We start from the raw sequence: 20,796 nt of genomic DNA, 5'->3' as shown, positions 1-20,796 counted from the left end.
ATGGCCTCTTCGGGGGCAAGCCCCCTCCCACATGTTGACCGCATTCTCATGTTGGAACTCGGTCAAGTGTGGGAGGGGGCTTGCCCCCGATAGCGGTCTTGAAAACAGGACATCACTAAATGACACACCACAGCGACCTGCTGATCATCGGCGCCGGCATCCTCGGCCTGTCCCACGCCTACGCAGCAGCCAAGCGCGGGCTCAAGGTCAAGGTGTTCGAGCGCAGCGCCACGCCATTGGGCGCCTCGGTACGCAACTTCGGCCAGGCCCTGGTCACCGGCCAACCGCCAGGCCCGATGCTCGACCTGGCGCGGCAAAGCCGCGATATCTGGGGCGAATGGGCGCGGCTGGCCGGCTTGCAGCTCAAGCGCAACGGCTCGTATCTGTTCGCCCGCAGTGAAGCCGAAGAACACCTGCTGGAAGCCTTCTGCGCCGGCCGCGCCCAGGCGTATGGCTATAACGTCGAACTGCTGCAGGGCGCAGCGTTGCGAGATCTGTACGGCGGCCAATTCCGTCATCACCGCGCAGCGTTGCACGGCAAGGACGATCAGCAGCTGTATTCGCGCGAGGCGATCCCGGCGCTGATCGATTACCTGCGCGAGGAACTGCAGGTGGAGTTTCACTTTTCGACCCTGGTGCGCGACGTCGAGCCCGGTCAGTTGCACAGCACGGCGGGCAGTTTTCGTGGCGCGCAGATCGTGGTCTGCTCGGGCCACGACTACCAAACCCTGCTGGCCGAAGCGATTGCCGAACTCGACCCGCATATCTGCCGCCTGCAAATGCTGCGCGCGCGGCCGGCGGTCAACCTGAACCTGCAACACGCCTTGCTCACCGGCCTCAGTTGCGTGCATTACGGCGCGTTTGCCGACCTGCCGGAAGCGGCGGCGGTGCAGGCGCAGATCCTGCGCGAAGCGCCGTACCTGCATGAGCACGGGATTCACTTGCTGATCAGCCCGACGCCCCATGGCGAACTGATCATCGGCGACTCCCACGACTACGGCCGCGATGCGTCGCCGTTCAACGCCGAGCAGGTCGATGACTGGATGCTCGAACTGGCCGAGCAGACCCTGGGTTGCAAGGTCCAGGTGGTCGAGCGTTGGCAGGGCGTCTACGGCGCACGCGGGCCGGTGCCGTTCTCGTTCCTGCGCGTGGCGCCCGGCGTCAGCGCCGCGTTGATGCATACCGGCGTGGGCATGAGCGTGGGGCCGGCGCTGGGCGAGCGCAATATCAGCGCACTGTGGGGGGCGGCATGATGAATCCGCAGCAGGTGATTGCCGAGGTCTTTGGCCTGTACGAGCAACACGGCACGGCGGATTACATCGGCGAGGCGGTGTCGCAGCTCGAACACATGTCCCAGGCCGCGCAGTGGGCCATGGCCGAAGGCTTCGACGATGAAGTGGTGCTGGCCGCGTTTTTCCACGATATCGGCCATCTTTGCGGCCAGGGCGGTGCGAACATGGGCGGCTATGGCGTGGTCAGCCATGAGCGGCTGGGCGCCGATTACCTGCGCCGCGTCGGTTTCAGCGAGCGCCTGGCGCGGCTGGTGGAATATCACGTCGAGGCCAAGCGCTACCTGACCTTCAGCCAGCCGGACTACTACGCCCGGTTGAGCGAAGCCAGCCGCCGCACGCTGGCGTATCAAGGCGGGGCAATGACGCCTGACGAAGCGCGGGCGTTCGAGCAAGACCCGCTCTACGCCATCAGCCTGCGTCTGCGCCACTGGGACGAACAGGCCAAGCAAGCGCAGGTGCCGGTGCTCGATCTGCAGGTACTCAAGGCCAAGGCCGCGCGGCTACTGGTTGCGTAGATTGGCCTTACGCCAAACGCAGATGCGCCGCCTAGAGCCCCTGAGGTCGGATCACTAAGGTGGCTTGCTTCTTCAATCCAAGGAGCAACGCTGATGCGCTACTTAAAAGTGACGGCCCAGGACATGAGCGGCAACGGTCGGGCGGACACAGTCATCCTGCACTTCTATGAGCAGCAGGCTGGCTGTCCCGATGAACTGATCCACGAGATCTTCGCCGTGGACATGAGCGCGGACGGCCGGGTCGACCTGCAATGGGCGGACGATCTGAACCCGGTCACCCGCCCTTGTCGGCTGGAAAAACAGCGGGTGGACACCTTCGCCGACTGCTTTTTGAAGTTGAACTGGTTCAATCGGCGCAGCCACTGGCAGCGCACGTTGACGCTGTACGTCGATCATTACGCCAAGGCCGGCACGCCCAACGCGGTCAAGCTGGAATTCCAAGAGCGCACGGCGCCGCAGTGCAAGGGCTCGCTGATCTACAAGGCCGCCGCCTATGACGGCGATGGCGACGGGGTGCTGGAATCGTTTACCAACAGTGACATCGACCGCGATGGTATTGCGGACAAGGCCGATAAAGAGCTGATCCGCACGTTGTGTACGACCTTTCTGGGCTTTGAGTGGTACGCGCGTCAATAAGCGGGGTCAGGCTTCATCGAGCCGGGCGGCCAGGGCTTCGACCTGCTCCTGGCGCTCGGCCTGGCTCAATTTGGCGTGGGGGTTGAGGGACGACCACTGCGGGTGGGCGCGGGCCTTGTGCAGGGCGTCGGGCAGTTTGCCTTCGCGCCAGGTCTTGTCCTGCGGCGTGTCGACCTTGATGCTGTGCATCGCCGCATGACCGCGCAGGTTCAGGGCCTTGAGCAATTGGCGTTGGCGCAGGGCCAGCAGGCGCAGCACGCTGTCGTCGACGGTCAGCTCGCGCTGGCCCTTGATTTTGCCCAGCAGTCGCCCGCCATAGCTGCGCGCGGTTTGCAGCGCGCCACCGGCAATGGCGCCCGCCAGCGCGGCGGCGCCAAGGGTCAACCCACCCACCAGCAGGTCGACCCCGGCACCGGCGGCCGCGCCGGCGGCAATCCCGCCGCCGACGCGCACGCCGAGTTGCTTGAGGGTTTCCGGGTTGAACAGGTCATCGCCCCAGCGCCCGTCGAGCAGCGGCAAGTCGCTGGCGGCGGCGTCCTGCGGGCGGAAGCCGAACAGCTTGAGCAAGGCTTCCACGCAACGCTGCTCGCGCTGGCGCACGGCCTTGCGCAAATCGCCGATGGCTTGCGGTTCCTCTTCAGTGACCACGCTGCGCCGGCACGCGGCGCAGTCGATCAGCAGTTCGGCGATCAGCCGCGCGGCGCTTTGCTGGCGGGCCTGGCGTTGGGCGTGCTGGTCGAGGATCAGCCGTTCCAGTTGGGGCCGGGCGTTTTCCAGCAGCAGGGCGAGGCTTTCATACAGGCGGCGTTCGCCGTCTTCCGGCGGCGCGACGCTGTCGAACCGCACCAATGCGTGCAGGCCGAGGCGGGCCAGGGCTTCGCGCCAGTCCGGTTCGCGATGATCGTTGCTGCTGACGAAGTTGAGCACGGGCAATAACGGTTTGCCGCAACTGGCCAGCACTTGCAGTTCGTCGCGGTACTTGGCCAGCACCGGCTCGCGGGCGTCGATCACATACAGGCCGGCGTCGGAGGCCAGCAGTTGGCGCAGCACCTTGGCTTCCTGTTCGAAACGCTGGCGGGCTTCGCTGCCTTCCAGGAAACGCGCCAGGCGTGCCGGGCCGTCGAGGCGTTCGCCGGGGCGATCGAGGCGTTCCAGATAGTCGAGCAGGGCGATGGCGTCTTCCAGGCCGGGGGTGTCGTAGAGTTCCAGCAGGGCTTCGCCCTCGACCGACAAGCGCGCGCCTTCGACATGCCGCGTGGTGCTGGGGCGATGGGAGACTTCGCCGAAACCGACATCGCGGGTCAGGGTGCGCAGCAGCGAGGTCTTGCCGACATTGGTATGGCCGACCACGGCGAGTTTCAGGGGTCTAGTCATGGCCGCTCTCCAGCCAGTTCAACGGCGCGCAATCGGCGAAGGGCAGTTCCAGTTGTTGCAGCGCCGCGTGCCAATCGCCCAGGCGCTCGGCGTCCAGCGCCTGGCCGGGTGGCGCTTGCAGCAGCCACACGCGGGTGGCGCTGGCGCTGCGCGCCAGTTCGGCGATCAGCGCCAGGCTGCCCCGGTCGGGCGAGCGGCGCGGGTCGCAGGCGATGGCCAGGCGCGCGGGCGGGAAGCGGGTCAGTTGTTCCAGCAGTTTGTGGCGTGATTCGCGGCTGTCGAGGATGCCGGCGTTCTGCACGTTGCCCGGCAGCTTCGGCGGCCATGGGTGCTGGTCGTCGAGTTCGATGGCGACCACCAGCGCGCCGTCACTGTGCAGTTCGCTGACGCCGCCGCTGACCGCGTGCAACTGCTCCGGTGCCGCATCGTTGACCCCAAGCCGCTCGCTGCTCGGCATCAGGCGTTCGCGCAGTTGGCTGTAGCCGGGCAGGTTGAGGTCCAGGCGCAGGGCGGCGCGTCCGCGTTTCCAGCGCCACAGGCACAGCAGGGCGAGGATCAACCGCGGCAACAGGCCGTAGATCAGCAGCACGCCCACCAGCCAGGCGGCCCAGGCCTGGCGGGCGCTGTCGATGTTCAGGGCGGAATCGCCGCTGGCGCGAATCATCTCCACCGTGGGGACGTTGAAACCAAGCAGGGCGGGCAGGGCGCCGAGGGCTTGGGTCACGGCGACGAAGGTATCGGCGCCGAGGATGGTGGTTTCCCACACAAAACCGTAGCGCCGGGTGGCGAGCAGCGTCAGCAGGATCGCCAGCGCGCTGAGCAACGCGAGTAACCACAGGCTGTTGACCAGCACCCCGACGGCCCAGCGATTGAGCTTCTGGCGCTGCAATAGCAGCAGCAACGCCGGCGCCAGTTGCGCGGCTTTGGCGTCACGCGCGAATTTTTCGCTGAGCCACAACCACAGCCGGCCAAGGCTGGCGCTGTGTTCTCCGGCAAACAGCAGGCCCAATGCCCAACTGATCAGCAGGATCAGGTTCAAGCCGAGCAGGCTGCCCAGCGCCCAGAACACATTCACCGGGGTCAAGCCGTTACCCAGCGCAGCAAAGGCCAGGCCCGCACCACTGATCACCGCGACTATCGCCAGCAGTATCAGGGCCAAACGCGCACCTTGCAGCCAGCGGATGAGGGCGGTTGTCAGCCCATCGCGCTCGGCCAGGTGCAGGGCGCGCTGTTGAATGCGCGTCGGCAGGTCGCCACCGGCCGTGCGGGCCAGGCGATTGGCTTGCTGATCTTCTAGCGGGCCGGCGTGTTCTTCGCGCAGGCGCACGGTTTCCGTCAGCCAGAGTGTTTGCAGGGGGGTCAGTGCAGTCACGCGCCGTCCTGTTGTGTCAGTGAGCCTGGAGCATAACCGCTGTGCAGCCGGTTGGGGTACGCTTCGCGTGGCTCTGGTATTCTCGTCGCCATGAAAAAAACTCTCCCTCTAAGCCTGATCGCAGCCCTCGGTGAAAACCGTGTGATCGGCGTCGACAACAGCATGCCCTGGCATTTGCCGGGGGATTTCAAATATTTCAAGGCCACCACCCTGGGCAAGCCGATCATCATGGGGCGCAAGACCTGGGACTCCCTGGGCCGACCGCTGCCGGGGCGCTTGAACATTGTGGTCAGTCGTCAGACCGACCTGGCGCTGGAAGGTGCGGAAGTTTTTCCGTCGCTTGAAGCGGCGGTGGAACGCGCGCAGGCGTGGGCGCTTGAGCAAGGCGTGGATGAGCTGATGTTGATCGGCGGCGCGCAGCTTTATGCGCAGGGGCTGGAACAGGCGGATCGCCTGTACCTGACGCGGGTGGCGCTGAGCCCGGAAGGGGATGCGTGGTTTCCGGCGTTTGATGAGAACCAGTGGAAGTTGGTTTCCAATCTGCAGAACCCAGCCGAAGGTGACAAGCCGGCTTACAACTTCGAAGTCTGGGAAAAAGCCTAAAAGCATCGGGGGCAAGCCCCCTCCCACATTTGACCGAGTGAATGCGATCAAGTGTGGGAGGGGCGGTGCGACGATTCGACTTGCCCCCGATAGCGGTCTATCAGGCCTGCGCCAACTCCGCATGCTCATCCGCATTCAGCCGTTCTTTATCCGTCTGCTGCATGATCTGGCTGGTAATCGCCCCCGCTGTCATCGAACCGTTCACGTTCAACGCGGTACGGCCCATGTCGATCAGCGGCTCCACGGAAATCAGCAGCGCCACCAGTGACACCGGCAAGCCCATCGCCGGCAGTACGATCAGCGCGGCAAACGTCGCCCCGCCGCCCACGCCGGCAACGCCCGCCGAACTCAAGGTCACAATCGCCACCAGGGTCGCGATCCACAGCGGGTCCAACGGGTTGATGCCGACCGTCGGCGCGACCATCACCGCCAGCATTGCCGGGTAGAGACCGGCGCAACCGTTCTGGCCGATGGTCGCGCCGAACGAGGCGGCGAAACCCGCGATGGCGTGCGGGATGCCCAGGCGGCGGGTCTGCGCTTCGATACTCAGCGGGATCGCCGCCGCGCTGGAGCGGCTGGTGAAGGCGAACGTCAGCACCGGCCAGACCTTGCGCAAGAAGCGCAGCGGGTTGATCCCGGCCAGCGACAGCAGCAGGCCATGCACCACGAACATCAGCCCCAGCGCCAGGTACGAGACCACGACAAAACTGCCGAGCTTGATGATGTCTTGCAGGTTGGAGCCGGCGACCACCTTGGTCATCAGCGCCAATACGCCGTAGGGCGTGAGCTTCATCACCAGGCGCACCAGGCGCATCACCCAGGCTTGCAGGGTGTCGATGGCGTTGAGCACTTTCTGGCCCTTTTCCACGTCATCCTTGAGCAGTTGCAGCGCGGCCACGCCGAGGAAGGCGGCGAAGATCACCACGCTGATGATCGAGGTCGGCTTGGCGCGGGCCAGGTCGGCAAACGGATTCGCTGGCACGAACGACAACAGCAACTGCGGGATATTCAGGTCGGCGACCTTGCCCGCGTAGTCGTTCTGGATCACTTGCAGGCGCGCCATTTCCTGGGTGCCGGCCACCAGGCCTTCGGCGGTGAGGCCGAACAGGTTGGTCAGGCCGATGCCGATCAGCGCCGCAATCGCGGTGGTGAACAGTAGGGTGCCGATGGTCAGGAAGCTGATCTTGCCCAGGGACGCGGCGTTGTGCAGACGTGCCACGGCGCTGAGGATCGAAGCGAACACCAGCGGGATCACGATCATTTGCAGCAACTGCACATAACCGTTACCGACCAGATCGAACCAGCCGATAGAGGCTTTGAGGACCGGGTTGCCATCGCCGTAAATGGCGTGCAAGGCCGTACCGAACGCCACGCCGAGTATCAGGGCGAACAGGACCTTCTTGGCGAGGCTCCAGTTCGTTCGACGGGTTTGTGCCAGGCCCAGCAACAGGGCCACGAACACCAGTAAGTTGAGAATCAGGGGCAGATTCATTGAAGCTCCGTTGAGAGTGTTGCCAATCGCGTGAGCCTGCGATTGCGAACCGGGAAGCCTAACAGCTTGATATATATTGATTTAATACCAATATGGAATGGTGTCTGTCGTTTTTGGAATAAGTAGTTGGCGCTCAGGCACATGGCAATGGCGGAATCAGAACGCAAGCGGTCGCGACCGGGCGAAAACTGTCACAGGGATTTGTTAGCGTCGATGTCTTTCACTCAGGGAGACAACGCCTATGAAGCTCGCGCCGAAACTACTGGTATCCGCCGCATTCTGCCTCGCACTTGCCGGCCAGGCGTTCGCCGCCACCGAGTTGAAACACTGGCCGGCCCCGGCCGCCAAGCAACTGAACGAAATGATCGCCGCCAACGCCAACAAGGGTAACTTCGCGGTGTTCGACATGGACAACACCAGCTACCGCTACGACCTCGAAGAGTCCCTGCTGCCCTACATGGAAAACAAGGGCCTGATCACCCGCGACAGCCTCGACCCATCGCTCAAGCTTATGCCCTTCAAAGACACCGCCGAGCATAAGGAAAGTCTGTTCAGTTACTACTATCGCCTCTGCGAAGTGGACGACATGGTCTGCTACCCGTGGGTGGCCCAGGTGTTTGCAGGTTTTACCCTCAAGGAGCTCAAGGTCCAGGTCGATGAGTTGATGGCCTCCGGCAAGCCAGTGCCGGTCAGCTATTTCGAAGGCGACGCGGTGAAGAACTCCGAAGTCCAGCCGCCGAAAGTCTTCACCGGTCAGGCTGAGCTGTACAACAAACTGATGGAAAACGGCATCGAGGTGTATGTGATGACCGCCGCGTCGGAAGAGCTGGTACGCATGGTCGCTGCCGATCCGAAGTACGGCTACAACGTCAAACCGCAGAACGTCATCGGCGTGAGCACCCTGCTCAAGGACCGCAAGACCGGCGAACTGACCACCGCACGCAAGCAGATCACTGCCGGCAAATACGACGAAAAAGCCAACCTCGGTCTGGAATTGACCCCCTACCTGTGGACCCCGGCGACCTGGATGGCCGGCAAGCACGCCGCGATCCTGACCTACATCGACGAATGGAAAAAACCGGTGATCGTCGGCGGCGATACGCCCACCAGCGACGGCTACATGCTGTTCCACGATGTGGACGTGGCCAAGGGCGGCATTCACCTGTGGGTCAACCGCAAAGACAAGTACATGACCCAGCTCAACGGCATGATGGCCAAACACGCGGCCGCCCAGGCCAAGGAAGGCTTGCCGGTGACGGCGGACAAGAACTGGGTGATCGTCAAGCCGGATGAGATCCAGTAACAGGCTGAACACGGTCAAAAAATGTGGGAGGGGCGAATCGTCGCACCGCCCCTCCCACATGTTGATCTCCAGTGTTTTGGAGAATTGCTCCAGGCAAAAAAATGCCCCGCACTTGGCGGGGCATTTTCATGGGCGGGCCTTACAGCCCGTCCAGCATCGCCTTGTTACGCACCGCACCCTTGTCGGCACTGGTCGCCAGCAACGCATAAGCCTTCAACGCGGTAGTGACTTTGCGCGGACGCTTCTCCACCGGCTTCCAGCCCTTCTTGTCCTGCTCGACCCGGCGCGCGGCCAGTTCTTCGTCGCTGATCAACAGGTTGATCGAGCGGTTCGGAATGTCGATCAGTACCTTGTCGCCGTCCTGTACCAGGCCAATCGCGCCGCCGGCAGCGGCTTCAGGCGAAGCATGGCCGATGGACAGGCCCGAGGTGCCGCCGGAGAAACGGCCGTCGGTCAGCAGCGCGCAGGCTTTGCCCAGGCCCTTGGATTTCAGGTACGAAGTTGGGTAGAGCATCTCCTGCATACCCGGGCCGCCTTTCGGGCCTTCGTAGCGGATGATCACGATGTCGCCTTCTTTGACTTCGTCGGCGAGGATGCCGCGTACCGAGCTGTCCTGGCTTTCGTAGATCTTGGCGCGACCTTCGAAGACGTGGATCGACTCATCCACACCGGCGGTTTTCACCACGCAGCCGTCGAGGGCGATGTTGCCGTACAGCACGGCCAGGCCGCCTTCTTTCGAATAGGCGTGCTCGACACTGCGGATGCAGCCGTTTTCACGGTCGACGTCGAGGGTGTCCCAACGGGTCGACTGGCTGAACGCGGTCTGGGTCGGGATGCCCGCCGGGCCGGCCTTGAAGAAGGTGTGTACGGCTTCGTCGTCAGTCTGGGTGATGTCCCACTTGGCGATGCCTTCGGCGAGGGACTTGCTGTGTACGGTCGGCAGGTCGGTGTGCAGCAGGCCGCCGCGCGCCAGGGAACCTAAGATCGAGAAGATCCCGCCGGCGCGGTGCACGTCTTCCATGTGGTACTTCTGGATGTTCGGCGCGACTTTGCACAGTTGCGGCACGTGGCGGGACAGACGGTCGATGTCGCGCAGGTCGAAATCGATCTCGGCTTCCTGGGCCGCGGCCAGCAAGTGCAGGATAGTGTTGGTGGAACCGCCCATGGCGATGTCCAGGGTCATGGCGTTTTCGAACGCCTTGAAGTTGGCGATATTGCGCGGCAACACCGACTCATCGTTCTCGCCATAGTAGCGTTTGCACAGCTCGACGATGGTGCGGCCGGCCTGCAGGAACAGTTGCTCGCGGTCGCTGTGGGTGGCCAGCGTGGAACCGTTGCCCGGCAAGGCCAGGCCCAGGGCTTCCACCAGGCAGTTCATCGAGTTGGCGGTGAACATGCCGGAGCATGAACCGCAGGTCGGGCAGGCGCTGCGCTCGTATTCCGCGACCTTCTCGTCAGAAGCGCTGGAATCGGCGGCGATGACCATGGCATCGACCAGGTCGAGGCCGTGGGAGGCGAGTTTGGTCTTGCCGGCTTCCATCGGGCCGCCGGAGACGAAGATCACCGGGACGTTCAGGCGCAAGGCGGCCATCAGCATGCCGGGGGTGATCTTGTCGCAGTTCGAGATGCACACGATGGCGTCGGCGCAGTGGGCGTTGACCATGTACTCCACGGAGTCGGCGATGATCTCGCGGCTCGGCAGGGAATACAGCATGCCGTCATGGCCCATGGCGATGCCGTCGTCCACGGCGATGGTGTTGAATTCTTTGGCGACACCGCCGGCGCGTTCGATCTCGCGGGCGACCAGTTGGCCCAGGTCCTTGAGGTGGACGTGGCCGGGGACGAACTGTGTGAACGAGTTGGCAATCGCGATGATCGGCTTCTTGAAGTCGTCATCTTTCATCCCCGTGGCACGCCACAGTGCGCGGGCGCCGGCCATGTTGCGGCCGTGGGTGGATGTTTTCGAGCGGTAATCAGGCATTGGAGCACTCCGGGCGGCTAATCAGGTACTTAAGGGGAGTGAGCTTCTATTGACGTCAGGAACACTCAGAAATAGCCGTGTGTCCGGAAGTTGCCGCTCGCGTCGCGGGATCGCCGCACGCCTGGGCCTTGAGCTCATAAACCCGCCGGGGATGACTGGCGATGAATAGGGCCGATTCTACACCGCTGGCGGCTGGAGGGAATGGTTGGGCGTGTATTGGCGGCGTCAACCGACGTCCAATAGTTGCTGGCGACGTGAAATCAATGAGTTCAACACGAGAGCCGTTGTACTCAGCAGCAAAAAAGTCAATGCCAGGGTCATTTGCAAGTTAATCGTGCTTATGTTGATCAATGCGCTAATCAATCCACCCAGTATAAAAATTAAAGTGTTCCCAGCCGATGCCGCCGTACCGGCACTTTCCGGGAACACGTCCATGGCTTTAGAGGTCGCGATGGGCCGACAAATGGTCGTGCCAGTCGTGCAGATAATCATTGGCACCAATACCGTCACCGTTGAAAGCTCAAACACGCGGGACAGAAAAAGCATCAACAGTCCGGAGCAAAAAATCAGGGCCAAACCGAAAATGATCTGAGTCGTGGGCGCGAGCCAATTAGAGAGTATGCGAGCCACAATGCCGCCAGTCACGTAAGCCGCGCCGTAAAGCAGTAAGGTTAGGGAGAACTCATAGGTGGACAGCTTCAGCTGATCCATGAATATGAGCGGTGATATGACAATGAATGAAAAATGACAGGCGAAAGCAATGGCTGCAATTAGCCAGTAACCGACGAAACTTCCGCTGCTCAGTACCCGCTGATAAGCGCGGACGATATTTTGGTTCGGATGTGGCGTTGTAGGATGACCATCCAGAAAAAAGTACGCTTTTAATAAAGCGCCAACGGCCAATGTAATAAAAAGAAAAAAGCTGCCAGGCCAATCAAGAAACTGTTGCAGTAGGCTGCCGAGTAGCGGTGATAGGGAGATAAAAATTCCGCTGGCTGTAATCATCAAGATGCGTAACCGATCCCTCTCTTTACCTTCAAACATATCCTGAACCAAGGCCTGTGACAGCACGAAACAGCCGCAGCCTATGGCTTGAATCATCCTGAATATCAGAAACCATGTGTATTCGTTCGAGAACACACAACCGGTTGCCCCGATGATTGATACAACCATCCCTCCAATCAACAAGCTCTTACGCCCAAGGGTATCTGAGAGTGGACCGATTAAAAGTTGTGATAGGGAAATGCCGATTGCAAAAAGGCTGATGGAGAACGCAATGTCTGCAGGCTTACTCTGAAAGTGCGCAGCCAATGCAGGAAAGGATGGGAGTAGGACATCCAGGGGGAAAACACCGAGTAACACCATCGTCATTAATAGAATGACCGCAGATCTACGCTTTTTTTTGCCTTCGATAGATGTAGATGCATCATTCATCTAAAAGTCTCCTATTAGAGAACATCTGTCGGATTTCAGGTTGTTTGAAGCAGTCGGCTCTTTTCAATGCTTGAAGCGTCGAACTAGCACCTGAGCGCGTGCGAAGAATATGAGCCTGTGGGTCCGCCATCGTAATCAGTATTTGCTGAACAGCGGTCTTGCTCAATTGCACGCTGCGTAAACTTCGTTCGAGCCATTTTTGATCAGATTCAAAGAAAATAAAAAGAATCTCTAAGAGCTGTCTTGCGGACGAGAGACGTACTTCGTCGCTCATTTGAAACCACAAATAATGAAATACCTCGCTAAAATAACGGCTGTGTCTTGCTTCGTCAGCCAGATGGTCACTGAGCATCTCCTGAACGCTGCATACCAGCGTATTTTGACAAACCTCACGCAGATCTTTAGCAATGATCGTTTCCGATACGAAGCCAATTAGAAACCATGTGAGTGCTCTCGGCTTATCCGGGGTTCTGTCGATAAGATGATTGAGCCGCGTTATTCGTCTGTGCGTGGTCGGTCGGTCAGTCATTCCGTAGAAGTCAATAACTTGCTCGGCAAGCTGATTGGAAAATAGCGCATGGTAACCTTCATCAGTATAGAGTTGCAGAGCAGCTGTTTTCATACGCGGCGGTATTGTAAAATCGAGCTCATCATGAATGATTACTTCGACGGAGCGATTAACAATTCGGTGCTCAAGTACTGTTGTGTAGTGAAGGAAATTTACTAGGTGATTAGCGCAAAGACGTTTAGTGATGGCCGGATCGGCTGAGCTGATTTCCGGATGACTGAGGTAAGGAAGGAGAGCGGGGGGAAACCAATCTTGTGATTCCAGTTGTTTTTCTATGTCCGTAGGCAATTTATAGTGGTGATCACTGGTGCGTACCGATGCGTGAGTATTCCACTCTCCAAGAGTGAAGCGGTTCTTCCATATGCCAGGGTCGATGAGCGGCTCGATCATGAATTCTACCCTCGGTTGTTCAACAGTGATTTCAGTTCTTTGCACATTACTTGTCCGTCGCTTTTACCGCACCCAACAAAAAATAAGGCTTGTTCAGGGTTGTTTTCTTCAATATTTAACAATGATTCGACCTGATGGTCTGTCAGCGCGCCAGTCAACCAAGTGCTCAGTCCCAGCGCGGTCGCGACTAATTGAAAGGTTTGTGAGATATGACCTGCTTCGACATAGGCCATCCGATAAGCTCGCGAGTGTTCATATTTCCACCACAGTTTGTCGAATCGGCAAGTGATGAAAAGACCCGCTGGAAGATTGTTGATGAAGTGCTGTCCTGATAGCACATGTCCTAATGACTGATTAATCTGTGGGTTAACGAGGCTCAGCGTGTGCTCCGCTGCGTTATAAGCGTAGATTCCGGGTTGCAAGCCCTCTATATTTTGAGCATACAGAAAACCTTCGCATGCGTTTAATCCTCCGCCGGATGGGCTGCTTCTTCGTGCCTCAAGGCCTTGCGCGACGCTTTCATCAATATTGTTTATTCTTTCTTTTAAATAGCCTAAGCATAGGTAAAGGATCGTACTTATGGCCTGTAAAGGTACAGGTTCGCCCGTGAAGGTGCGGCAGGTTTTTCGGATAAACAAAACATGTTGAAGTGAGTGCTCTGGCAGTTTAAGTGGCGTTGGTAGGCGAATTAAAGGGGGGTCAACGTGCTTGATGGATGTTCGGGCTAGAGGAGGAGGGATGGCTAGTGTTTTCTTACAGTGTTCAAGATAGATACTCGCCCATTCAGCAGCGTTTTCGGGTACGTGGCTACAAGGAATGTTCTTGGTGCCAATATGAAAGATTTTTGATAGTTCATCCCAGCCCCAAATAAGGCGCTCGGGTGCGCGGGTTGTCAATATTCCTGCTGCGAATAATTGAGCGTCTATTGGGCTTGAGTTATCAAAGTTGTCTGGGTTGTTTATCAGTTCGGTGAGCCGTATTGAGTAGGCTAGGTTTAACTCGAACTGTTTATGGCTTTTATAGTTCCACACTACCGTGGCCGGTGTTTGGGGAAGAATGAATATATAAGGGGCTATTTGCATTGCCATGCCTTCCATTTTTTCTGAAAGCGCTGGGTAGCCGGCACTCCCCAGCGTTTCATTTTCTTAGCGGGCTTTCGGTGCTACTACGAAAGCTAAGTTGGCAATGTGAGAAGTTTCCAGATTGATTGTTTTCATTTTTGGATCTCCTTGATTTAGCTTGTTGATTTAGCTTGATTTGAGTTAAATATCACCGACGAAGGTGATAATTAAAATCATAGGAGTTAATTATGGATTTTCAAGAAAAAACTGCGTAAGACTCTTCGGGTTTTTTTGTCGGAGTGGTACTACAAAATGATGCGGGTTCTTCGTTTTATGTTTAATTGACGGCCATTGAAAGACTGTCGATCGTGATGATTTTAGGTAATGAAGTTGGGGATTCCATGTGGAATCCCCATTTCTGATGTCGATCAGCTATTCGGCAACAACCGGCACGTAATGCTCTTGATGTACCGCGTCTCAACAATCGCCGGGTGCACCGGATGATCCGGGCCCTGGCCGCCGCGTTCAAGCATCTGGATGTTGCGGTCCAGGTGGCGGGCGCTGGTCAGCAGGATGTTCTGCAGGTCGTCTTCCGGCAGGTGCATCGAGCACGAGGCGCTGACCAGGATGCCGTCCTTGCTGAGCAGGCGCATGGCTTGCTCGTTGAGGCGGCGGTAGGCGCCTTCGCCGTTTTTCATGTCTTTTTTGCGTTTGATGAAGGCCGGTGGGTCGGCGACGATCACGTCGAAGCGTTCTTCGCTGGCTTTCAGCTCTTTGAGGGCTTCGAAGACGTCGCCTTCGATGCAGGTCATTTTCTCGGCGACGCCGTTCAGCGCGGCGTTGCGCTCTACACCGTCGAGGGCGAAGGCCGAGGCGTCGACGCAGAACACTTCAGTGGCGCCGAAGGCCGCGGCTTGCACGCCCCAGCCGCCGATGTAGCTGTACAGATCGAGGACGCGCTTGCCTTTGGCATACGGGGCCAGGCGTGCGCGGTTCATGCGGTGGTCGTAGAACCAGCCGGTTTTCTGGCCCTGGATCACCGGGGCTTCGAATTTCACGCCGTTTTCTTCCAGCGCGACCCACTCCGGCACCAGGCCGAACACGGTTTCGACGTAGCGGTTGAGGCCTTCGGCGTCGCGCGCGGCGGAGTCGTTCTTGAACAGAATGCCGCTCGGCTTGAGCACTTGGGTCAGGGCGGCGATCACGTCTTCTTTATGCGCTTCCATGGTCGCCGAGGCGATCTGTACCACCAGGATGTCGCCAAAACGGTCGACCACCAGGCCCGGCAGCAGGTCGGAATCGCCGTAGACCAGGCGGTAGAACGGCTTGTCGAACAGGCGGTCGCGCAGGGACAGGGCGACGTTCAGGCGGTGTACCAGCAGCGACTTGTCCAAAGGCAACTTGATGTCACGCGACAGCAGGCGCGCGCAGATCAGGTTGTTCGGGCTCATGGCCACGATGCCCAGGGTCTTGCCGCCGGCCGCTTCGAGGATGGCCTGGTCGCCCGCCTGGAAGCCGTGAAGTGGGGTGGCGGCCACGTCGATTTCGTTGCTGTAGACCCACAGGTGGCCGTTGCGCAAACGACGATCGGCGTTGGCTTTGAGACGCAGGCTTGGCAGGGACATGACGTCGCTCCGGAAAAAAGAGCGGGAGTATACCGTGTTGCATTACATTTCGTGGCTTGGCCTGATGGGTTGCAGGGGGCGCGCGTGCTGTGGCGTCCATTTGATAGGAGTGCCATTTGGTTTTTTGAGGTGTCGGTCAGCTTCCCATCGGGGTTAGAATCCCCCTCTCGCCCAGAGTGTGTACTTATGTCCCAAGAGCTTTCCGCCGAACAGATCCAGCAGGCCCTGCAAGGCATCAGTGTGCCGCCTCAGCCGCAAATCATGGTGGATTTGCAGATGGAACAGTACATGCCCGACCCGGACCTGGAAGTGATCGCGCGGTTGATTTCCCAGGACCCGGGCCTGTCCGGCGCGCTGCTGAAGATCGTCAACTCGTCGTATTACGGCCTGAGCAACAAGATCGCCTCGATCCAGCGCGCCGTTAACCTGCTGGGTAGCCGTTCGATCATCAACCTGATCAACGCCCTGTCGATCAAGGGCGAGATGAGCGACGACACCATCGTCACCCTCAACCGTTTCTGGGACACCGCCCAGGACGTGGCCATGACCTGCCTCACCCTGGCCAAGCGCACCGGCGCCCAGGCGGTGGACGAAGCCTATGCCCTGGGGCTGTTCCACGATTGCGGCGTACCGCTGATGCTCAAGCGCTTCCCCAATTACATGGTGGTGCTCGAAGAGTCCTACGCCAATGCCGGTGCCGACTGCCGAGTGGTCGACACCGAAAACAATGCGTTCAACACCAACCATGCGGTGGTCGGCTATTACACCGCCAAGTCCTGGCGCCTGCCGGAGCATGTGACCGACGCCATTGCCAACCATCACAACGCCCTGGCGATCTTCAGCGATGAGTCGCCGCGCAATCCGCAACTCAAGAACCTGCTGGCGATCCTGAAAATGGCCGAGCACATCTGCTCGTCGTACCGGGTGTTGGGCAACCAGCCGGTCGACTATGAGTGGGACGCGATTGGCCATCTGGTGCTGGACTACGTGGGCCTGTCGGACTACGACTTCGAAAGCATGAAATTGTCGATCCGCGAACTGGGCGCGCACTGACCCTTACCTCACGAGGCACACATGCCCGAGTTACCAGAAGTCGAAACCACTCGGCGCGGGATTGCGCCGCACCTGGAAGGCCAGCGGGTCAGCCGCGTCGTGGTGCGCGAGCGACGCCTGCGCTGGCCGATCCCGGAAGACCTCGATGTACGCCTGTCCGGGCAGCGCATCGTGCTGGTGGAGCGGCGGGCCAAGTACCTGTTGATCAACGCCGAAGTGGGCACCCTGATCAGTCACCTGGGCATGTCGGGCAACCTGCGCCTGGTGGAAGTCGGCCTGCCGGCGGCCAAGCATGAGCATGTGGACATCGAGCTGGAGTCGGGCCTGGCCCTGCGCTACACCGACCCTCGGCGTTTTGGCGCGATGCTCTGGAGCCAGGACCCGCATAACCACGAACTGCTGATCCGCCTGGGGCCGGAGCCGTTGACCGACCTGTTCGATGGCGAACGCCTGTTCAAACTGTCCCGTGGGCGTTCGATGGCGGTCAAGCCGTTCATCATGGACAACGCGGTGGTGGTGGGCGTGGGCAATATCTATGCGACCGAAGCGCTGTTCGCGGCGGGGATCGATCCGCGCCGCGAGGCCGGTGGCATTTCACGCGGGCGCTATCTGAAGCTGGCGATCGAGATCAAGCGCATTCTGGCGGCCGCCATCGAGCGCGGCGGCACCACCTTGCGCGACTTTATCGGCGGCGACGGGCAGCCGGGGTATTTCCAGCAGGAACTGTTCGTCTACGGCCGGGGCGGCGAGGCGTGCAAGGTCTGCGGGAGCGAGTTGCGCAATGTGGTGCTGGGGCAGCGGGCGAGTGTGTTTTGCCCTAAGTGCCAGAGCTGATTGCTGTGTGATGGCGGATATCGCCATCGGGGGCAAGCCCCCTCCCACATTTGAATGTATTCACACATCAACGTGTGGGAGGGGGCTTGCCCCCGATGAGGCCCTCACAGACGCCACCAGGCTCAAGCCTTACCGGTAATCTTCCGGTATTTCTCCATCAACTGCGCTTCAGTCTCCGGATGGGCTTCATCCAGTGGAATGCAATCCACCGGGCACACCTGCTGGCACTGCGGTTCGTCGTAGTGGCCGACGCACTGGGTGCAGAGGTTGGGGTCGATCACGTAGATCTCTTCGCCTTGGGAAATCGCGGCGTTCGGGCACTCGGGTTCGCAGACGTCGCAGTTGATGCAATCGTCGGTGATGATCAAGGACATGGAAACTCCTGCCAGGGCAGTCAGCCAAGGCATCTGGAAAACTAATGCGCGCAATTGTGCCGCATTGGCGCCCGCAGTGCGAGCGGGCGCCGAGTGAGCGGTCTTACTTCTTGAAGCGCAGGGTCAGCGCATCAGCCACGGCCGGATGCACGAACTTGGTGATATCCCCGCCCAGGGCCGCGATTTCACGGACCAACGTCGAGGAAATGAACGAATAACGCTCCGACGGCGTGAGGAACAGGCTTTCCACGTCCGGCGCCAGTTGGCGGTTCATGTTGGCCAACTGGAATTCGTATTCGAAGTCCGATACCGCGCGCAGGCCGCGCAGGAACACATTGGCGTTCTGCTCTTTGGCGAAATGTGCCAGCAGCGTCGAGAAACCCACCACTTCGACGTTGGGCAGGTGCTTGGTGACCTCGCGCGCCAGCTCCACGCGCTGTTCCAGGGGAAACAGCGGGTTTTTCTTGGGGCTGGCAGCGACCGCGATGATCACATGGTCGAACAAGCGCGAGGCGCGTTCGACCAGATCGCCATGGCCTTTGGTAATCGGGTCGAAGGTACCTGGGTACAACACTCGGTTCATCGCGTCGTCCTGGCGGAGTCCGTTGGGGAACCGGATGGTATCGCAGCCGTCCCGGTCGGCCAAGTCGACTTATGCAGATAGACCCGCGAAATACCCTGTTTTTTCATGCCGTTTTCAGACGTTCGGCCAATGCGCTCGCCAGTTGCGCGGTCAATCCGTACACCGACAACTGCGGGTTGGCGCCAATGCTGGTGGGGAACAGCGAACCATCGTGGATCGACAGGTTGCGCAACTGGTGATGGCGACCGAGGCTGTCGGCCACCGCATTTTTCGGCTCTTCGCCCATGGCGCAGCCGCCCATCACGTGGGCGCTGCCCAGGCAGGTGCGGTGCAATTCCAGGTTGAGGCCGTCGATCAGGCTGCGTGCTTCGGCCAGGGTCTTCACGTAGCGCGCATCGTGATGCAGCGGCTTGACCGACTTGGCGCCCGCCGCGAACTGGATCTCGGCCATGCTGTGGAACGCGCGGCGCAGGCCGTCCCAGGCGTAAGGCGACACCTGGTAATCGAGCACCGGTGTGCCGTCGCCGCGCAGTTCCACGCTGCCGCCGGGGCTGTCGGGGTGGAAGCCGTCGCGCAGCAGGGCGAGCATTGCGTGGGTATGTGGCAATTGGCTCATGTCCAGGGCGTTCTGGGTGCCGTAGCCGCCGAGCAGCGTACTGGCCAGCGCCGGGTGCAGCGGCGGCGCTTCGAGCTTGTACGACATTCTGCCGGTGGTGCCGTCCAGCCATTGGAAGTGATCGGAATAGATCGACTGCGGCGCGCCATAGAACGGGTTGATCACCTCGTCGAACAGCGCCGCGGAGAAGTTCACCAAATGCAAAAAGGTGCGCTTGCCCAGCCGCGAATGCGGGTCGGGGGCGGCCGAGCGCATCAGCAGCGCCGGGCTGTTGATGCCGCCGCCGGCCAGCACGTAATGCCTGGCCTTGACCGTGATCTTGCGTCCAGTCGGCGCCACGCAGCGTTCGTCCATGGCCACGCATTCCAGGCTATTGATGCGGTCGCCGCTGTAGACCAGGCGTTCGGCGCGGGCCAGGTACAGCAGCTCGCCGCCTTTCTCCAGGGTGGAGGGGATGGTGGTCACCAGCATCGACTGCTTGGCGTTGACCGGGCAACCCATGCCGCAATAACCCAGGTTGAAGCAGCCGCGCACGTTGCGCGGGATCACATGCCAGCTGTAGCCCAACTGTTCGCAGCCTTTGCGGATCACGTCGTTGTTGGCGTTGGGCGGCATGGCCCAGGGAGCGATGCCCAGGCGCTGTTCCATTTTTTCGAACCATGGCGCCATGTCCGCGCTGCTGTGGCCCTTGACCGCATATTCGCTGGCCCAGTGGCTGAGGGTGGCGTCCGGGGTGCGGAAGCTGGAGGTCCAGTTGATCAGCGTGGTGCCGCCCACGGCCCGGCCTTGCAAGATGGTGATGGCGCCGTCCTTGCTCATGCGGCCGATGCCTTCTTGATACAGGCTGGCGTAGGCCTCGTCTTCGAGCAGCTTGAAATCGCTGCTGGTCTTGAGCGGGCCTTCTTCGATCAGCAGCACTTTGTAGCCGGCGGCGCTGAGGATTTCGGCAGTGGTGCCGCCGCCGGCACCGCTGCCGATGATCGCTACGTCGGCTTCCAGCGTCAGGTCGCGGTCGAGGGCGGCGCCATTGTGGGTTTTCCAGCCGCGGGCCAGGCCGTCGCGGAACAGATCGGGTACAGGCATCGGGGTCGTCTCTTGTTTTTATTGGGGGGATGCGAATCAGATCTTCGGCGGCCCGGGGTAGCCGCAATGGGCCCAGGACGCCGGCCGGAAGTACCAGGCCATGATCACCAGCTTGAGCAACGAACCCTGGCCCATGCGCAGCAGGTTCAGGTAGCTGTTTTCCCAGCGGTGCAGGAAGTTGCGGATCTGTTCGCCACTGGCGTTTTCCCAACTGCCCCAGACCCCGGTCAGTGGGCCGCGGGTGATGCCCATGCCCAGCACGTCGAACAATTGCTGGGTCAGCTTGAACATCTCCGGCGACAGGTGCTGCAGGCTGTAGTCGAGTTTTTTCAGGGTGTCTTCAATCCCGCTGGCGACTTCCTGGGCGCTGGCCACGCCTTCCAGCAGCACCGGGATCACCGCGCGCAGAAACGGCAAGTCACTGCTGCGCAACAGGGCAAAGCCGCTGGCCGGAGTGCTGCTGGAGCAACCGCTGAGGCTGGCACCCAGCCCGGCGGTGGCCAGGAAGGCGCTGGCGCACAGGCCGATTTTCAGGACGCCGCGCCGCGACAGCGCGGGTGAATCAGTCAGGCTTGGGTTCATTGTTATGGTTATCCCGAGGGTGGCG

The 20,796-nt window shown here is 60.4% G+C and carries 19 protein-coding genes; 7 read left to right on the top strand and 12 right to left on the bottom strand.

Going from position 1 to position 20,796, the window contains the following annotated elements:
- Nucleotides 1–119 precede the first annotated feature (119 nt).
- The 3 genes from NR164_RS04440 to NR164_RS04430 all read left to right on the top strand — a co-directional run bounded on the left by NR164_RS04440 (nucleotide 120) and on the right by NR164_RS04430 (nucleotide 2,443).
- Nucleotides 120–1,253, top strand: coding sequence for a TIGR03364 family FAD-dependent oxidoreductase (locus NR164_RS04440; protein ID WP_104904288.1), 1,134 nt, complete (start codon nucleotides 120–122; stop codon nucleotides 1,251–1,253).
- Nucleotides 1,253–1,807: a phosphonate degradation HD-domain oxygenase gene (locus NR164_RS04435; protein ID WP_026139794.1), complete on the top strand. Its 555-nt coding sequence runs from the start codon at nucleotides 1,253–1,255 to the stop codon at nucleotides 1,805–1,807. The genes NR164_RS04440 and NR164_RS04435 overlap by 1 nt, the downstream gene beginning before the upstream one ends.
- A gap of 93 nt (nucleotides 1,808–1,900) precedes the next feature.
- Entirely contained in the window at nucleotides 1,901–2,443 is a 543-nt protein-coding gene (locus NR164_RS04430; protein ID WP_046381737.1) for a hypothetical protein, read from the top strand.
- Between the two features lie 6 nt (nucleotides 2,444–2,449).
- On the opposite strand, the gene NR164_RS04425 is transcribed toward NR164_RS04430, so the two are convergent.
- Nucleotides 2,450–3,817 carry a DUF3482 domain-containing protein gene (locus tag NR164_RS04425; RefSeq protein WP_256822351.1) on the bottom strand — a complete coding sequence of 456 codons (1,368 nt, stop codon included), beginning with the start codon at nucleotides 3,815–3,817 and terminating at the stop codon, nucleotides 2,450–2,452.
- Nucleotides 3,810–5,189, bottom strand: coding sequence for a DUF2868 domain-containing protein (locus NR164_RS04420; protein WP_046381739.1), 1,380 nt, complete (start codon nucleotides 5,187–5,189; stop codon nucleotides 3,810–3,812). The genes NR164_RS04425 and NR164_RS04420 overlap by 8 nt, the downstream gene beginning before the upstream one ends.
- Nucleotides 5,190–5,279: 90 nt before the next feature.
- On the opposite strand from NR164_RS04420, the gene NR164_RS04415 reads away from it, so the two are divergent.
- The gene (locus NR164_RS04415) at nucleotides 5,280–5,792 is read left to right on the top strand and encodes a dihydrofolate reductase (protein ID WP_104904290.1); all 513 of its coding nucleotides are present in this window, start codon (nucleotides 5,280–5,282) and stop codon (nucleotides 5,790–5,792) included.
- A gap of 100 nt (nucleotides 5,793–5,892) precedes the next feature.
- On the opposite strand, the gene NR164_RS04410 is transcribed toward NR164_RS04415, so the two are convergent.
- Nucleotides 5,893–7,284, bottom strand: a complete 1,392-nt coding sequence (locus NR164_RS04410) for an L-cystine transporter (protein WP_046487851.1) — start codon at nucleotides 7,282–7,284, stop codon at nucleotides 5,893–5,895.
- Between the two features lie 241 nt (nucleotides 7,285–7,525).
- On the opposite strand from NR164_RS04410, the gene NR164_RS04405 reads away from it, so the two are divergent.
- The gene (locus NR164_RS04405; RefSeq protein ID WP_046381742.1) at nucleotides 7,526–8,587 is read left to right on the top strand and encodes a hypothetical protein; all 1,062 of its coding nucleotides are present in this window, start codon (nucleotides 7,526–7,528) and stop codon (nucleotides 8,585–8,587) included.
- Between the two features lie 139 nt (nucleotides 8,588–8,726).
- Here the strand turns inward: NR164_RS04405 and ilvD are convergent, their stop codons facing one another.
- From ilvD to NR164_RS04380, 5 genes are all read right to left on the bottom strand, one after another.
- Nucleotides 8,727–10,568, bottom strand: a complete 1,842-nt coding sequence (gene ilvD / locus NR164_RS04400; RefSeq protein WP_046381743.1) for a dihydroxy-acid dehydratase — start codon at nucleotides 10,566–10,568, stop codon at nucleotides 8,727–8,729.
- 225 nt (nucleotides 10,569–10,793) lie between these two features.
- A complete protein-coding gene (locus NR164_RS04395; protein WP_256822348.1) occupies nucleotides 10,794–12,002 on the bottom strand; it encodes an MFS transporter in 1,209 nt (402 codons plus the stop codon).
- Nucleotides 11,995–12,960 (bottom strand): diiron oxygenase, encoded by a 966-nt coding sequence (locus tag NR164_RS04390; RefSeq protein WP_256822347.1) that lies wholly within the window; start codon nucleotides 12,958–12,960, stop codon nucleotides 11,995–11,997. The genes NR164_RS04395 and NR164_RS04390 overlap by 8 nt, the downstream gene beginning before the upstream one ends.
- 5 nt (nucleotides 12,961–12,965) lie before the next feature.
- Nucleotides 12,966–14,042, bottom strand: coding sequence for a SagB family peptide dehydrogenase (locus tag NR164_RS04385; RefSeq protein WP_256822346.1), 1,077 nt, complete (start codon nucleotides 14,040–14,042; stop codon nucleotides 12,966–12,968).
- A 407-nt stretch (nucleotides 14,043–14,449) separates the two neighbouring features.
- Nucleotides 14,450–15,646: a class I SAM-dependent rRNA methyltransferase gene (locus NR164_RS04380; protein WP_046381745.1), complete on the bottom strand. Its 1,197-nt coding sequence runs from the start codon at nucleotides 15,644–15,646 to the stop codon at nucleotides 14,450–14,452.
- A 240-nt stretch (nucleotides 15,647–15,886) separates the two neighbouring features.
- Between NR164_RS04380 and NR164_RS04375 the strand changes: the two genes are divergently transcribed.
- Together NR164_RS04375 and mutM are read left to right on the top strand one after the other, a co-directional pair.
- Nucleotides 15,887–16,699: an HDOD domain-containing protein gene (locus NR164_RS04375; protein WP_169884649.1), complete on the top strand. Its 813-nt coding sequence runs from the start codon at nucleotides 15,887–15,889 to the stop codon at nucleotides 16,697–16,699.
- A gap of 21 nt (nucleotides 16,700–16,720) precedes the next feature.
- Nucleotides 16,721–17,533, top strand: coding sequence for a bifunctional DNA-formamidopyrimidine glycosylase/DNA-(apurinic or apyrimidinic site) lyase (gene mutM, locus NR164_RS04370; RefSeq protein ID WP_017845033.1), 813 nt, complete (start codon nucleotides 16,721–16,723; stop codon nucleotides 17,531–17,533).
- A 122-nt stretch (nucleotides 17,534–17,655) separates the two neighbouring features.
- Here mutM and NR164_RS04365 read toward each other — a convergent pair whose 3' ends face one another.
- From NR164_RS04365 to NR164_RS04350, 4 genes are all read right to left on the bottom strand, one after another.
- On the bottom strand, nucleotides 17,656–17,907 hold the full coding sequence (locus tag NR164_RS04365) for a YfhL family 4Fe-4S dicluster ferredoxin (protein WP_010564414.1): 252 nt from the start codon (nucleotides 17,905–17,907) through the stop codon (nucleotides 17,656–17,658).
- Nucleotides 17,908–18,010: 103 nt separating this feature from the next.
- Nucleotides 18,011–18,490 carry a pantetheine-phosphate adenylyltransferase gene (gene coaD / locus NR164_RS04360; RefSeq protein ID WP_003176711.1) on the bottom strand — a complete coding sequence of 160 codons (480 nt, stop codon included), beginning with the start codon at nucleotides 18,488–18,490 and terminating at the stop codon, nucleotides 18,011–18,013.
- Between the two features lie 103 nt (nucleotides 18,491–18,593).
- A complete protein-coding gene (locus NR164_RS04355) occupies nucleotides 18,594–20,189 on the bottom strand; it encodes a GMC family oxidoreductase (RefSeq protein WP_046381747.1) in 1,596 nt (531 codons plus the stop codon).
- Between the two features lie 36 nt (nucleotides 20,190–20,225).
- On the bottom strand, nucleotides 20,226–20,771 hold the full coding sequence (locus NR164_RS04350; RefSeq protein WP_108524869.1) for a twin-arginine translocation pathway signal protein: 546 nt from the start codon (nucleotides 20,769–20,771) through the stop codon (nucleotides 20,226–20,228).
- Between the last annotated feature and the right edge of the window lie 25 nt (nucleotides 20,772–20,796).

The organism is Pseudomonas sp. Pse79, assembly GCF_024519615.1.
In the GTDB taxonomy this organism is placed as follows: domain Bacteria; phylum Pseudomonadota; class Gammaproteobacteria; order Pseudomonadales; family Pseudomonadaceae; genus Aquipseudomonas; species Aquipseudomonas veronii.
Note: the sequence above shows the minus strand (reverse complement) of the source record. Positions and strands in the feature narration are given on the sequence as shown.